Source organism: Pseudoalteromonas sp. S4741 (assembly GCF_005886135.1).
GTDB lineage: Bacteria > Pseudomonadota > Gammaproteobacteria > Enterobacterales > Alteromonadaceae > Pseudoalteromonas > Pseudoalteromonas tetraodonis.
Genome location: NZ_PNCN01000132.1, coordinates 16,377 through 31,126 on the forward strand (window position 1 = coordinate 16,377; position 14,750 = coordinate 31,126).

Genomic DNA, 14,750 nt, shown 5'->3' on the forward strand with positions numbered 1-14,750 from the left:
GTTAGAGTATTAGATTAACACTTTTAAAAATTAATGGTGCTTTTAAGTCAACGTTTTTAACTTGGTCACACTCAGGACACCATTTACTTGGATGTTAGTATATACTATCAATAAAAGATAACGGAGCAAATCGCGCTCTCGGCAGGGATCGAACCTGCAACATAGCCTTCGTAAAAACCTATACCCTGATAATCGATTATAGGAATAAAATATGTCTAACCTTTAAATTATTAATTACAGGTATACCCTAAATATTTAATACTTATGAGTCTCTTTTATTTGCATCACCGCTTTGAGAAAAACTATAGTCAGCTAATATTTAAAAGAGAAAAAAGCTTTCCAGTTGTCGTAAGCCATTTTAACTTTTACAAAATAAGATACATTTTTTAAAAAGCTAAACTACACACTTTAAGCAAACACCTTAACCAGCTCTCTTATTTACCCAATTCAGATGTGGATTAAGAAACTTAAAGCTATAAGAATAATGCCCGAAAAAAACCAAACTCCACAGTATTTCACCCAGTAATTACTATTAAGATAAGTGACATTAGGATTGTTAGAGTCAATTAAAATTGTACAATCAATCCCATTTTTAAACTGGGCTATAAGCTGCTGATCAAAAGCAACAAAAACACTATAAAAATTACCTTTAAATTTATAGCTGACTAATATCCTCTTGTAGTGCAAAAGCTCTAAATTGCGCACGTTATTATCAATTACATTGTTAATGTTTACAATTTTGCAAACTCGCCAATGGTGCTTATCATAACGAATCCTGAGCCATCTTATAAATGTTAGTAAGCCCAACATAACGAAACAAAGCCCTAATAATAAAAGTAATAAGCTACTCATTTTTTAATGACTTATAAATATAATGTGCAGTTATAAGATCACTTAACGCTGTGCCAACAGACTTAAATACTGTTATATCGGATTCACATTTTCTCTCATAGTTATTTTTTTTAGCTAGCTCCGCAAGCTCGCCGGATATATTAGCTTCATCAAAAACTCCCTCAGAAATAGGAATCAACAATTCACCAGCTTCAGCAAGAACATTCTCCTTGCTATCTACATATACCTTACTTTGTGCGATAGTAATACTGTCACATTCGCGCGAGTCGCAGCGATGATTACCAATCAAATCAACATGCGTACCAGGCTTTAACCAACCACCTTTAAATAATGGCGTTGGTGAACCTGTTGCGCAGCTGATCACATCGGCACTTTTAATAACTTTTTCACAACTTTGTCCGATAACAAACTCAATATCAGTAAATGCACGCTGTAAGCTATTGTGTAAAACAGCAACTTTATCTTGATTACGCCCAATTAACGTTACACATTTAAAATCGCGCACACTCAAGTGTGCTCGAACCATATACTCAGCTAAATTGCCGCTGCCAAAAAACACTAAATGCTGGCTATCTTTTCGCGATAAATAGTAGCTTGCCAAAGCAGATACTACAGCTGTGCGCCAAAGTGTTACACGTGTACCATCAACCAGAGCAAGAGGTTCACCATGAGCGCGAGAGAACAGCATTATTTTTGAATAAAGTGACGCATACTCACTATCAGTATTACTTGGAAAGTAGGTAAATGCCTTTACTCCAATAACCTGTTCATTCCATGCTGGTAATACGGCAAATGCGTCATGGTTTGTGTCTGTTTTATCTAACTCATACACATGACGCTTGGGCATAGTAAACTGCTGAGCAAACCCTTTTTGTAAAGCAATGCGAAGCGAGTCAAAATCTAGGACAGCATCAATTTGCGTTTGATCTATTACTTTCATCCTACCCCTCCAATTCAAACGGCTTAGGGGCGTGGGTTAATACTTCATAACCATTTTGAGTTATTAAAATATCGTCTTCTATTCGCACACCACCAAAATTCGGAATGTAAATACCAGGTTCAATCGTGATCACATTACCTGCCTCTAATACATGACGGCAATTTTTATTAATAAAGGGCAACTCATGTAAAAACAAGCCAACTCCATGGCCCAACCCTTGCCCTGCCCATTTACCAAAACCAGAGTCATCGAGTACTTGCTGTGAGATGTTTTGTAAGTCTAGACAGTCAACACCTGCTTTGAGTAGGTTGATCGCTGCTTGCTGAGCATTGCTTACGCTTTGATAGATTGCTGATTGTTTCTTTGAAGCTTTACCAAGTACATAACTGCGAGTCATATCAGAGCGGTAACCATTCACCACTGCGCCAAAATCAAGAGTAATAAAATCACCTTTAGATAGAGTACGTTCACTCGGGCTGCCATGAGGCAGTGCACAACGCTCTCCAAACATTAAAATAGTGGCAAACGACATTCCTTCAGAGCCTAGTTTTTGCATTCTGAATTCAAGTTCCAGCGCTAGGTCTCGCTCTGTTACACCTTCTTTAAAATAGGGTAATGTTTGTCTAAGCGCTTCGTCAGCAATGGCCGCAGCCGCTTTTATTTGCTCGACTTCCCAATCATTTTTAACCATGCGTAAACGTTCAACCATACCGGTAACTTGTGTAACTGTATGACTAGTTAACTCACTTGCCACTTGCTGCCAAAGTGCAACATCAATAAAAGCGGCATCAAAACCTAATTGACTATTAGTCGTTAAAAAACGATTTATGCACTGACCTAATGTTTCACTATCACGATCACGGCTGACAACCTCAAAGCCAATAGACTCTTCTTGAGCTCGGCCAAAATAGCGATAATCGGTTATTAGTACACTTTCCTCCGCAGTTATTAACGCGTAAGCAGCATTACCGCTAAAGCCACTTAAGTAACGAATATTTTCATGGCCTAATACGAGTAGCGCTGTTAACCCATTTTTTTTTAATGCCTGCTTTAGTAATTGTTGGCGAGAGGTAAATTGATTTTTCATCGAAATATAAATCCTTGCTTTAGGGGATCATTTGGATCAATTAAAAAAGTATGTTTGCCAGTGACAAAGGCTTCACCGCTCACTCTAGGTATTACTGCATGGGTATCAGCTAACATGCGTTGCGCTTTTAGCTCAACTGAAAATATAGAGCCTAAAATACTCTCTATTTTTATTTGCTGTCCTAATTTAAGCCTGCCTTTTGCAAACTCTAATGCAGCTCTGGCACTCACGCCGGTACCCGTAGGGCTGCGATCTAATTCGCCCTCAGCAAAAATGCAGACATGGCGGCTAAATACAGAATGACTTTTTTGTGAATTTGAATAGAAAATCACCCCATATAAAAAGCTTAATGTATCATCGGTCGGGTGTTTTGGTTGGTACTGGCTATTAACATGCTGCTTAATGATTTTTCCTAAGCTAATAATTTGTTCATGATTGTTGGGCGCCAAACTTACATCCAAAGTATCAGCATCTACAAAAGCATAATAAGCGCCGCCATAAGCAATATCACAATTGACGGCACCAAACAGAGGTATTTCTATTGGCATATCAAGTTTTTCTGCATAACTTGCAACATTATCAAAACAAACACTTATTAGTTGGTTATTTCGAAGAGTAATATACGCCTTGATAAGCCCTGCTGGTGTATCTATACGTAACTCATTAACGCCTTCAATAAAGTTGCAAATACTGCTATTTTTGGCTGCTGTGGCAAGCGCTATGATAGCGTGACCACACATTGTGCTATAGCCTTCATTATGTAAAAACAGTACGCCAAAATGGCTATCTTTACGTTCAGGTTTTGTGATCAACGCGCCGTACATATCAGCATGACCTCGGGGTTCGAACATCAGTGCTTTACGTAGGTGATCGAATCTTGTTAGGCAATCAGCTCGCTTTTCAATCATGGTTTGCCCTTGTAGTTCAGCAAACCCATCAATGATTATGCGTAAAGGTTCACCGCCGGTATGCATATCAAGAGTATCCACTTGCAGCCAACCATCTTTAGGCTGTTGCCAATGAGAATATAAACTGTTCGTCATAGTTAACCTTAAAATTTATACGAAAAATGCCAAGCAGTTTCCTGCTCAGCATTAAGGCTGTATGGCTCAAATGAGCATGTGCTTAAACATCAAAACAACACACTAATATTACCCTCAGATAAATAGCTTAGTAGGTTGTTTTCAAACAGCTGTTTCACCAGGGAGTTAAAACTCTATACGTGCAACTAAAGACACATAACGCGCGCCTTGGCGCCCCGTCACGAGTCCATAGTCTGGATTCAGTTCTAAGCCATTATCACCGTACTGCGCACGCTCTTCATTGATTGACATAGCACTATCACCATCAAATAAGTTATAGACGGTGCCTTTTAAAGTCATATCGGTACCAAAAAAGTCCGTGTTATAAGTCAAAGACATATCGACATTCGTTAACCAAGGTAGGTTTCCTTTGCTACCACGAGGAGCTGGATTACCATTTTCATCGTAATGTGATGCTTGATCATAGTATTGGCTAATACACGCATCCCAAGGATTTCCCTCTGCACAGCTATCTACGCCCGCTGGATGAACTGAGAAGTAACTTTTAGGACGGCCTGACGTAGTGCGGGCAACAAGGCCTATGGTCAGAGCTTCGGTGATGTTATATGCACCACTAAATTTAAGAGCATGACGGTGATCGTTAGGTAAATTACCATAACCGTGATCCATCAAGTCACCGTAGTCATAAGAGGTTGTCCAGCCTGGGTCGGCTTGATCATTATCCGTTTTAACTAATCCTTCAGTATTACCATAACTATGCGACCAGGTATATGAGGTGTTAATACGTAAATCATCCGTCACATTGCCGTCTAAGGTAAACTCAAGTGCTAAGTACTTTCGCTTCGCCTCTGGTAAAGCAAGTTCATCAGCACTTAAATTAACCTCATCAATCTGCCCATCACCGTCAAAATCATATGACATTTGAATAGCTTCACCTGGGTTATTAAGCACATAATAAGAGCCTTGACCCACGTTATCGGTAATGCCCATTTCTGCCAGCTTTTTAGCTAATACCGGGCCGACATCAGTGTCTTCAACACTGCGTCCAAGGTCACGATAAATCGCGCGTACACCCGCTGACATAGTATCGAACACTTCTTGCTGATAGCCGATAGTAAATTCATCACTGTACATTGGTTTTAATGAAGATGAAGCAATCAATCCTGGTTCAGTAATACCACGCTGACGCCAACGCCTATCTCGTAGCATATCTCCTCTGCTTGGCGAGCCATCAGCCATTAAACTTGGTGCACCGTTTGCGTCTAAATCATCTAACTCAAAGTACTCAAACCATTCAATTGAAGCTGATCCTTGGGTGATATTCATGTTCGCAGATACGGGTTGGAAATAACGTCCATACGTAGCAAAAATTTTAGCGCTGCCGTCACCTGACACATCATAAATTGCTTGTAAACGCGGTGCTATTTGATTATCGATATCAACAAAGGCACGCCCATCTGATACTGTGTTTTCAAACTGGCTATAACGTAGCCCCATGTTAAGCACTAAACTATCGGTTGCTTGCCATGAATCATTAATATAAAAAGCGAGTGAAGTTGTATCGGAATCGACTTCGCGACTTCGAACTCGTCTTTCTATAAAATCACTTCCCAAAGGTGCACCTGATACATCATTTTCACCGGCAGTTTTGACCGTCCACCAGCCCTCTGCATCACCAATGCCGTTTTGGCCTTCAAAGTAATCCACTTTTACATTAGTGTAATCGACACCAAACTGGATTGAGTGCATATCTAAATCCCAGTTGAAATCAATTCTTGCTTGGTCGCGCGTGAATTCTTGTTCTGTCACCGATGAATTTGTATGTTGACTCAAAGTGACAAAGCCATCACGCTCATCCCAAACACCTGGATTTGGTGATGCGACCACATTTTCAACGTTTTCTGTCACTCGGCCAACGACAGCTGAAACAGAAAAAGTATCAGTTAAGTAGCCATTATAATTTAAGCTATATACTTTACCGCCATCTTCCCCTGGTGCATCCACACCTTGTTGCTCACCAATCACATTCTCTTGCCAGCTGTAAGCAAAGGTTTTATCGGTCCAAGTGCGCTTATTGTTCATTGCTGAAAAACCCACTGAGTGATCTTCATTTATAAACCAATCTACTTTTGTGAACCAGCGGTCTTCATCACGCTCAAAATCAGAAAAAGTTGTTTGTCCTGCGCCTGTAGACTCTTCACGGCGAGGTGCGAATAAGCCATAAAAAAACAGGGTATCTTCGATAATTGCACCACTAGCCCATAACTGTAGTTCTTTAAAGTCGTAACTACTTTGCTGTGTATTGGTGCTAATTGTGCCATTTTCTTGATAAATAGAATCGTGCTGGCTACGTAAACTATCAGGATCCCAACGTACTTCTGCCCCGAAGTTAAAGTCATTTTCACCGGATTTAGACACTGCATTAACAATACCGCCAAGTGCTCCACCAAATTTAGGACTAACACCCCCTGTTTTCACTTGCGTTTGTGAAATAGCTTCCCATGGCAAGCGAATTGAACCCAGACCTGTACGAATACTGGTTACGTTTAAGCCATTAAAGTAATAACCATTTTCAGCTGCTGATGAACCACCAAAGCTCGATGCACCATTAAAATTTGCGCCGCCCGGAGCCGCAGTGCCTGGAGCTAGTAAAGCGATACTTTCAAATCCTGTGTTTACTGGCATTGCTTTTAATTCAGCATCACTGAATGTTAAACCCGAAGTAGATGAGGCCATATCAACACGGCGAATGGCTGATCCCGTAACAGCAATGCGCTCAATATCGCTACCGGCTTTATATAATTGTGCATCGAGAATAATGGATTGCCCAATCGTCACAGCGACATTTTCTTCTACTAATGGCTCAAAACCTTCTTTGCTTATAGTGACATCATATATCCCAACGGGCACATTGCGCAGTAAATATTCACCATCATTATTGCTGATAATGGTATACACTAAACCTTTACTTTTATGCTTTAAAGTTATTGTTGCCCCAGTTAAATCGTTGCCAGCGTGGGCCACCACATGACCTTTAACAACACTACTACCATCAACTGCTTTTGCTGTAGGGGTCATTATTAATGCAGCTGTTACCGCCGTTGCTAACAGCGATTTAATGCCTATTCCCCGAGTTTGCTTTTTATTATTTGTAAACATGTGAATGTTCCCTTGTTCCTGTTGGTTTTTAATGCCTATCTAACTTAGACAACAAAAAATATACACCTATTACATATTGTATACAATATTAAATATACACAAAATTCACATTTAAAAATAACCAACTGATCTTAATAGTAAAAAAATTTATGAACTTTCGACCCAACAGAAAGGAGCTATTTATGGTGCTAATTGGAATAATAAAAAGAGGGGAAAGGCATCACTTCTTTATTATTGCTGCTGGAAAGCTAAAGCGATGCCTAAAGTTATAAATTAGAGTTTAGTAGCCTGTACTTATTGCCAGATATATTTTTTAATTACTTTTTTCACCTTCTAATTTTATAAGTAATCTTTTTATATCGTTTTTAGCTTTAACAATATGATTTTTTAGAAATTCACAGGCATTTTGACAGTCTTTTTTTCTGCATAACTCGAGTAAAGTACGGTGCTCTTCAGGAGCTTTTGTTAAACCGCCTGCCAATAAAATATGCATACGTACATAGCGCTCTGAGTTTTTGCTGTACATATCAACCAACTCACGGGTTTGTGGGCGCGCGGCGCGGCTGTATAATTTAGCATGAAACTGGCTGTTTAAATCGCCAGTGGCAAGGTGGGTATCGCCGGCATCCATGGCACTTTCAAGCTCAGTTAAAATAAGCTCGGCATCAATTAAGTCTTGATCAGTTAAGCTTTGTATTGAATGTTTTAATAGCTCGGCTTCAAGAAGTGCTCTGAGGTCAAAAATCTCATCAATTTGCGATGCCGAAAGCTGTGTAGCAGTCGCACCTTTATGAGCTTCAAAATTGACTAGTCCTTCGGCTTCTAGTTGTAGCAAAGCTTCACGTACTGGAATCCGACTTACGTTTAGCTCAGTGGCTAATGCTGCTTGACGTAATGGATCTCCCGCTTTTATTTCACCTGAAAGAATTTTTTCACGGATAGCTTCTGCAACAAGCTGAGTTCGAGTTTTATGTTCTATGGCCATAGTAATTTCTATAAATTGCATTTGGTATACATTATACCTATAAAAACACGCATGCCAAGTTAGAATCCTTCACAATAAAGAGATAGCGGGAAATGCAATTTCCACTCCCGCTACAATTAACTAAGACTGATAGCAAATTGGTCGCAAAAATCTCAACATTGCATTTAACCCAACGGAAGTGCTACGTACATCTGTGGAGCTTGGAAATGGTCCACCATGGTTCATTGAGCTACACACTTCTACACCGGTTGGCATTTGATTGTGTATTAAACGCCCTACTTTGTATTGTAGCGCTTCAATGACTTTTTCTGCACTAACGAAATCATCACTACTTCCATGCACACTTGCTGTCAGCTGACCTTCAAGCGCTGCTACTAGTAAACTTAACTGCTCCATGCTTTCATACCGAACCAATAAAGCGGCTGGGCCAAATACTTCTTCACGTAATGCAGGGGTTGCTAAATAGGTATCAACATTACAGGCAAATACATGGGCATTACCATGAAAGTCTTCTGTAAGTGCGCCTTTTGCAATAAGCTCTACGTTTTCGAGCTCACTGCGCTGGCTAACTTGCTTTTTAAAGGTCTTTACAATACCTGGGGTTAATAAAGTATCTGAGGCGGCTGCACTAATGCAGTTGGCTACCTCGGCTTCTAATTCATCACAGCCCGTTGGTACCAGCCATAAGCCAGGACTGGTACAAAATTGGCCATTACCCATTAGCATTGATTGGCAAAGAGCTTCAGCCATAGCTTTACCTTCATTTTGCGCTTTATTGGGTAAAACTATTTGTGGGTTTATGCTACCTAGCTCACCATAAAATGGAATTGGTTCTTGGCGTTTCGCTATAGTAGCTTGCAGTAAGTTAGCCACATTAAACGACCCAGTAAAACCGACTGCTTTAATGGCCGGAGCTGCGACTAATTGATGCGAAATATCGTAAACATCACTTTGCAGCACTGAAAATACACCTAGCGGCATATCACATTCTTTAATCGCAGCAAGCGCTGCACGAGCCATTAGCTCCCCTGTGCCTGGATGCGCAGTATGATTTTTAACAACCACTGGGCAGCCTGCTGCAAGTGCGGCGGCGGTATCCCCCCCGAGTGTTGAAAATGCATACGGAAAATTAGACGCACCAAATACAGCTACAGGCCCAAGCGGTAAGTAATTAAGCTCTGTACGAGGTTTAGGTAGTGGCGAGCGATTACTATCAGCTTCATCAATCAGCTTTAAACCTAGTGGTGAATCTGGGTTTTCACGCAGTGCACTGGCAAATGCTTTTAACTGATTAACCGTGCGCATTCGCTCACCTTGTAAGCGTGCCATAGGTAAATTGGTTTCTTGCGCGGTTTGCGTTAGTAAATCATCGCCAAGTGCTAAAATTTGCTCTGCAATACACTCTAAAAAATCTGCACGCTGACTAAAACTCGTTTTTCTGTACTCGATAAAAGCATTATCAGCAGCATCAACTGCCGTATTTAACTGAGTACTCGTTACATTAAAGTAGCGTGTCGATAATGGTTGATTTTTAGCCGGTGAAAAGGCTTGAAATTCACCTTGCTCAGCGCGACCTTGCCATTGTCCGGCAATTAGGCTTTGTCCTGTTAATGTCATGCTTTTCTCCTCGTTAAATTACTTGAAACCCATAGGCATATGGGTCGTCGTCATCTACTGTAATGGTGCTCGTTCCGGTTACCCGAGACCAGCCGCGAATGCTAGGTAAAATAGCAGTTTGACCTGCCACTTCAGACACCTGCTCTATACAGCCAATAAACTGGCTGCCAATATAACTTTCATGAATAAATGCATCGCCTTGCTGCAATAAGCCTTTACTAAACAACTGAGCCATGCGGGCGCTAGTGCCTGTTCCGCATGGTGAGCGGTCAATGGCTTTATCACCATAAAAAACCGCATTAGCCGCATCTGAGCTGGAATTTTTGGGTGAGCCAGTCCATAACACATGGCTAGCACCTTGAACGGTAGAATCAAGTGGATGTATACATTGTATTTTGGCGTTAATGGCATCGCGCACTAGGGGGCTGTACTTGAGTATTTGCCCCGCGCTTAAATGTTCAATGCCCTTAAAGTTACCCTGTGGCTCGACAATAATATAAAAGTTACCACCAAAAGCGATATCAACCTTTAATTCGCCCAACTCTGTGATATTGATATAAATAGACTGATGCGCCAAATAAGCAGGCACATTATAAATTTTAACCCACTGTACTTTGCCATCCGTCATTTCATAATTGACCTGAACTCGTCCTGCTGGCGTATCCAGTTTTAAAGTACCGGGGGTTTTAGCATGTAGCAAACCATGCTCTAAGGCGAAGGTAACAATACCCATTGTACCGTGGCCACACATGGGTAAGCAGCCGGAAGTTTCTACAAATAAAATGGCTGCATCACCATCTTCGCTAGTAGGTGGGTATAAAAAACCGCCCGACATCATATCGTGACCTCTGGGCTCAAACATGAGCGCTTGACGGATCCAATCATGGTTAGCTAAAAAGTCTTGGCGCTTTTCACTCATGGTATTGCCCTGTAACACAGGATGACCACTTGTTATAAGTCGCACAGGATTACCGCAAGTATGGCCATCTATACAAAAAAAGGTGCCTTTTCGCATCACTTAATCCAATTTACATTTATTTAAATCAACACAATACGCTTTCGCAGTATCGTTAAGCGTTGATAAAGAAGTTTTTTCATTTACAACCAGTAGTTTAAAATCTGCTATAGCTTTTACTATAGCGCTGCCAGCTAGTTGCCATGTAGAGCTAACTAACTCATCACTATTAAACTGAGCGGCCATTGCTGGGTTTATGCCATGCCAATTGATTCTCATTTGCCTATTCCGAATTGATATTTATGCTTGATATGATAGGTATATTGTATACAATAATCAATATCCTATTTTAATATTAAACTTATAGATCTTTATACTTAAGAGCTTCCAAATAGAAAACCAAACATAAACAATTGAATTTATGTATAAAAATAAAATTAGAAAGCGCATATAAATTTTATCTGGCTACTTCTCAGTAAATACAATATCGATTTAGTCCTTAAAAAAACGTATAGCGTTTTACTTTTATCATCAGGGGAAGGTAGTTTTGGCCAATAAAAAAACACAAAGAGTCGCTGTGATCGGTGCTGGTGTAATTGGTATTTGCACAGCTTTACAGTTACAACAAGCTGGCTTTGCAGTGACGCTATACGATGAAAATGGCCTAGCGCAAGGCTGCTCAAAAGGTAATGCTGGGCACTTTGCCACCGAACAGGTATTTCCTCTAGCGCAGGTAGCATTATTAAAAAAATTACCTGCTATGCTTTTTAACCCATTAGGGCCATTGCGCATTGATTGGCGCTATGCAATAAAAGCACTTCCTTGGTTTTGGCAATTTATTAAAAATATGCCAAGCGCCAAATTCATTTCACATACACGCGCTCTCAAAGCCTTAAATGAACATGCGATCCATGCTTATGAAAGATTATTAGCAAACTATCAGCTTGACCACCTGCTTACTAAACAAGGGAGTTTACTTACCTTTGAAAAAACCCCATTGGTTGATGTGCAGCGCACCTTGGCTATGTACCAAGCACAAGGAATTAAGGTAAAGCTACTTGATACAAAGCAAGTACATGCTCTAGAGCCCAGTTTATCCGACAAAATAAATCACGCTTTATTATTTGAAGACGTTGCTCATAGTATTGAACCACATTTATTTTGTATCCAATTAGCGCAAAAGTTCAGTTTATTAAAGGGGCAATTTCGTCAACAGAAAGTAGTTGCTATCACGCCTAAAAGTGAAGGTTTTATGGTGAGTGATGAACAAGATAGTCTCAATTTCGATAAAGTCGTGATCGCAGCGGGTGCTTGGAGTGCCTCTCTCATCGAGCCGCTTGGATACACAGCACCTTTAGATACCGAGCGTGGTTACCACTGTATGGTTAATATTAACCATGGCCTAACACGGCCCGTAGCTTCTGCTGAACGGAGTCTTATCATGACCCCGATGAGTCAAGGGTTAAGAGTGGCAGGCACAGTGGAGTTTGCGGGTATAAATAGAAAGGCTAACAATAAACGTGCATTAGCTTTACTGCCCCATGCACAAGCGTTATTAGCTAGCCAGCCTCTTAGTGCCACGACTACATGGATGGGCTGTAGGCCATCATTGCCTGACTCATTACCCATAATAGGCCAAGCCCCCAATCACAATAACCTGTACTTTGCCTTTGGTCATCAGCATTTAGGGTTGACACAAGGAGCCATAACTGCCGAGTTAATTACAGATTTGTGTCTCAATAAAGCCCCCTCCATAAATTTAGAGCCATATTCTATAAACCGGTTTATGCGCTAATTCTTTAAAAATTATAATTAAACAAATACATAGGAGAACCTAATGATGACCAAAGGTATTAGTACTCAAACGAAAGAACAAGCACTTGCTAGTCTTTCCAATATGACTCGCGATTTAATTCCCATTCAAGCTGATGAGCATCTAGCCCGTATTGCCCGTGCTCAAGAGTATATGCAAGCCAATAATATTGATGCCATTTACTTAAATGCAGGGACTAACCTTACTTACTTTACGGGTATGCGCTGGTACGCAAGTGAGCGCATGGTCGGTGCTATTTTACCCGCGAAGGGCGAAGTACAATATATAGCCCCTGATTTTGAAATTGGCTCTCTCAATGGCTTTAAAGTTATAGAAGGCCCAATTCGCGGCTGGCTTGAACACGAAAGTCCTTATGCATTATTTGTCAAAGTGCTCACCGAAATGGGCATTGCTGAGAGTGGCACTGTAGGGATTGACGAAAGCGCGCAGTTTTTCATTTTCGATGGCATAAATAAAGCGCAAACAGGCTTAAACCTCGTTAATGCACAGCCTGTTACAGCTCATTGCCGCATGCATAAGTCAGCCAATGAACTAATGCTAATACAGCGTGCGATGGATATGACCTTAAAAGTTCATCAGGCCACAGCTAGCATGCTATATGAGGGTATAAGCACAACTGAGGTAGAAGAATTTATTAAACAAGCGCACAAAAAAGTTGGCGCGCCTGGTAACTACTTTTGCATCGTTTTGTTTGGCCTCGCTACATCATTTCCTCATGGTGTCAAAGAGCCACAAATTCTTAAAAAAGGAGATATGGTTTTAATTGATACTGGCTGTAAAGTACACGACTACTTATCAGATATAACTCGCACTTACGTATTTGGTGAAGCTACAGACCGCCAACGCCAATTTTGGAATTATGAAAAAGCCGCACAAATGGCCGCTTTTGATGCAGCTCAAATAGGTCAAAGTTGTGAGAGTGTCGACAACGCTGCCCGCTCTTACTTAGCAGAGCAAGGCCTTGGCCCTGAGTATCAAACACCTGGCTGCCCACACCGTACCGGTCATGGTATAGGCTTAGACATCCATGAATGGCCTTATTTGGTCGGCGGTGACAAAACATCTCTAGCCGCTGGTATGTGCTTTAGTAATGAGCCAATGCTCGTTGTACCTGGTGAATTTGGTGTGCGTTTAGAGGATCACTTTTATATGACTGAGAATGGTCCAAAGTGGTTCACTGAACCCGCTCATAGCCTCGAAAACCCATTTGGGTTATAAGATAAATATACTCATTGCTGCACGGCGAATACTTACCGTGCAGCTAATTAGTACTTGAAAGAACTAGACAACGAATTAGCCTAACAAGTCCAAAGCTTTAAGCCTCTCTCGTGCTATAAGGTATCTTGCACGAACGTCATCAATTTGCTGTTGAGTTAATTTATTACCGAAAGTACGAAGTCCACCATCCTTATCGTCATGATGAATTCCAAATGCGCACTTAAGGTACTCCATAAGTAGCGGTTGAGCATCCAAGTAAGAGATGGAATTCATAGCCTGAGAAATTTTGTTAGCCTCAGCCCATTCCCCTTTATTTACATACTCCTGCATCGTCACACTCGCTTTTGGAAAGATACAACCTACACCTGTGATCCCGCCACATGCTCCTGCTAGTCCGGCATGCACAGTGACAGTGTCTACACCTGCCAAAATTTTTGCATCTTTGTTTTCTAGCATTATCGTCTCAATGATTGAAACATCTGACGTCGATATTTTTAACGCAGTTACTTCAGGAAGCGCAGCAAGTTTTTTAAGAAGCTCGGTTGAGAGCGCATGGTAGCCAGCTGCATCTGGGTTGTTATAAGGCATAATTGTAATGCCAGCCTCTTTAGCGGCTGTTGCACAAAGCGCATAATACGCATACATGTCTTCATCACTAGGTGCTTCTTTGGTTTTTGGTGGCATAACCATGACTGTATCTACGCCAACAGATGCGAGTTGCTTTACAATTTCAGCTATTTCTTCTTTCGTTTCTGCCGCAGCACCACTGATCAGTGGGACACCGTATTCTTTTGCAACATCAGAAAGAGCCTCTAGTAAAGAAAGGCGCTGTTCAACACTTAAATAACTATTTTCACCTAACGTACCGGACCCAACGAGCCCCCCCATTTTGCTACCGCCTTTCCCTTGTGCTTTTAAAATTTCTGCAGCGTACTTTTTTGTTGTATCAAAATCAATTTCAAGTACCCCAGATTCAGGCTCTTTTAGCCATGTGAATACGGCCGGCATAACTGAAGAGCGCCAATCTGTGTTCGTTGTTTTCATCATATTTCCTGTTGCT

The 14,750-nt window shown here is 41.0% G+C and carries 11 protein-coding genes; 2 read left to right on the plus strand and 9 right to left on the minus strand.

Going from position 1 to position 14,750, the window contains the following annotated elements; all coding sequences use genetic code 11:
• Positions 1-844: 844 nt before the first annotated feature.
• The 8 genes from lhpI to CWC30_RS15715 form a co-directional block, all read right to left on the minus strand.
• Positions 845-1,792, minus strand: coding sequence for a bifunctional Delta(1)-pyrroline-2-carboxylate/Delta(1)-piperideine-2-carboxylate reductase (gene lhpI, locus CWC30_RS15680; RefSeq protein ID WP_069439254.1), 948 nt, complete (start codon positions 1,790-1,792; stop codon positions 845-847).
• A gap of 1 nt (position 1,793) precedes the next feature.
• Positions 1,794-2,879 (minus strand): M24 family metallopeptidase, encoded by a 1,086-nt coding sequence (locus CWC30_RS15685; RefSeq protein WP_036980015.1) that lies wholly within the window; start codon positions 2,877-2,879, stop codon positions 1,794-1,796.
• Positions 2,876-3,922 carry a proline racemase family protein gene (locus CWC30_RS15690; protein WP_138627561.1) on the minus strand — a complete coding sequence of 349 codons (1,047 nt, stop codon included), beginning with the start codon at positions 3,920-3,922 and terminating at the stop codon, positions 2,876-2,878. The genes CWC30_RS15685 and CWC30_RS15690 overlap by 4 nt, the downstream gene beginning before the upstream one ends.
• Before the next feature lie 165 nt (positions 3,923-4,087).
• Positions 4,088-7,081: a TonB-dependent receptor gene (locus CWC30_RS15695; RefSeq protein ID WP_138627562.1), complete on the minus strand. Its 2,994-nt coding sequence runs from the start codon at positions 7,079-7,081 to the stop codon at positions 4,088-4,090.
• A gap of 313 nt (positions 7,082-7,394) precedes the next feature.
• Positions 7,395-8,066, minus strand: a complete 672-nt coding sequence (locus tag CWC30_RS15700) for a GntR family transcriptional regulator (protein ID WP_138627574.1) — start codon at positions 8,064-8,066, stop codon at positions 7,395-7,397.
• Between the two features lie 120 nt (positions 8,067-8,186).
• Positions 8,187-9,683, minus strand: a complete 1,497-nt coding sequence (locus tag CWC30_RS15705) for an aldehyde dehydrogenase (NADP(+)) (protein ID WP_138627563.1) — start codon at positions 9,681-9,683, stop codon at positions 8,187-8,189.
• A 13-nt stretch (positions 9,684-9,696) separates the two neighbouring features.
• The gene (locus tag CWC30_RS15710; protein WP_138627564.1) at positions 9,697-10,698 is read right to left on the minus strand and encodes a 4-hydroxyproline epimerase; all 1,002 of its coding nucleotides are present in this window, start codon (positions 10,696-10,698) and stop codon (positions 9,697-9,699) included.
• A 3-nt stretch (positions 10,699-10,701) separates the two neighbouring features.
• Positions 10,702-10,917, minus strand: coding sequence for a hypothetical protein (locus tag CWC30_RS15715; RefSeq protein ID WP_069439260.1), 216 nt, complete (start codon positions 10,915-10,917; stop codon positions 10,702-10,704).
• A gap of 268 nt (positions 10,918-11,185) precedes the next feature.
• Here CWC30_RS15715 and CWC30_RS15720 point away from each other — a divergent pair, with 268 nt between their 5' ends.
• The gene (locus CWC30_RS15720; protein WP_171034737.1) at positions 11,186-12,433 is read left to right on the plus strand and encodes an NAD(P)/FAD-dependent oxidoreductase; all 1,248 of its coding nucleotides are present in this window, start codon (positions 11,186-11,188) and stop codon (positions 12,431-12,433) included.
• A gap of 42 nt (positions 12,434-12,475) precedes the next feature.
• Positions 12,476-13,690: a M24 family metallopeptidase gene (locus CWC30_RS15725; RefSeq protein WP_036980034.1), complete on the plus strand. Its 1,215-nt coding sequence runs from the start codon at positions 12,476-12,478 to the stop codon at positions 13,688-13,690.
• Between the two features lie 75 nt (positions 13,691-13,765).
• On the opposite strand, the gene CWC30_RS15730 is transcribed toward CWC30_RS15725, so the two are convergent.
• Complete coding sequence (locus CWC30_RS15730; protein ID WP_138627565.1) at positions 13,766-14,734, minus strand: dihydrodipicolinate synthase family protein; 969 nt, start codon at positions 14,732-14,734, stop codon at positions 13,766-13,768.
• Between the last annotated feature and the right edge of the window lie 16 nt (positions 14,735-14,750).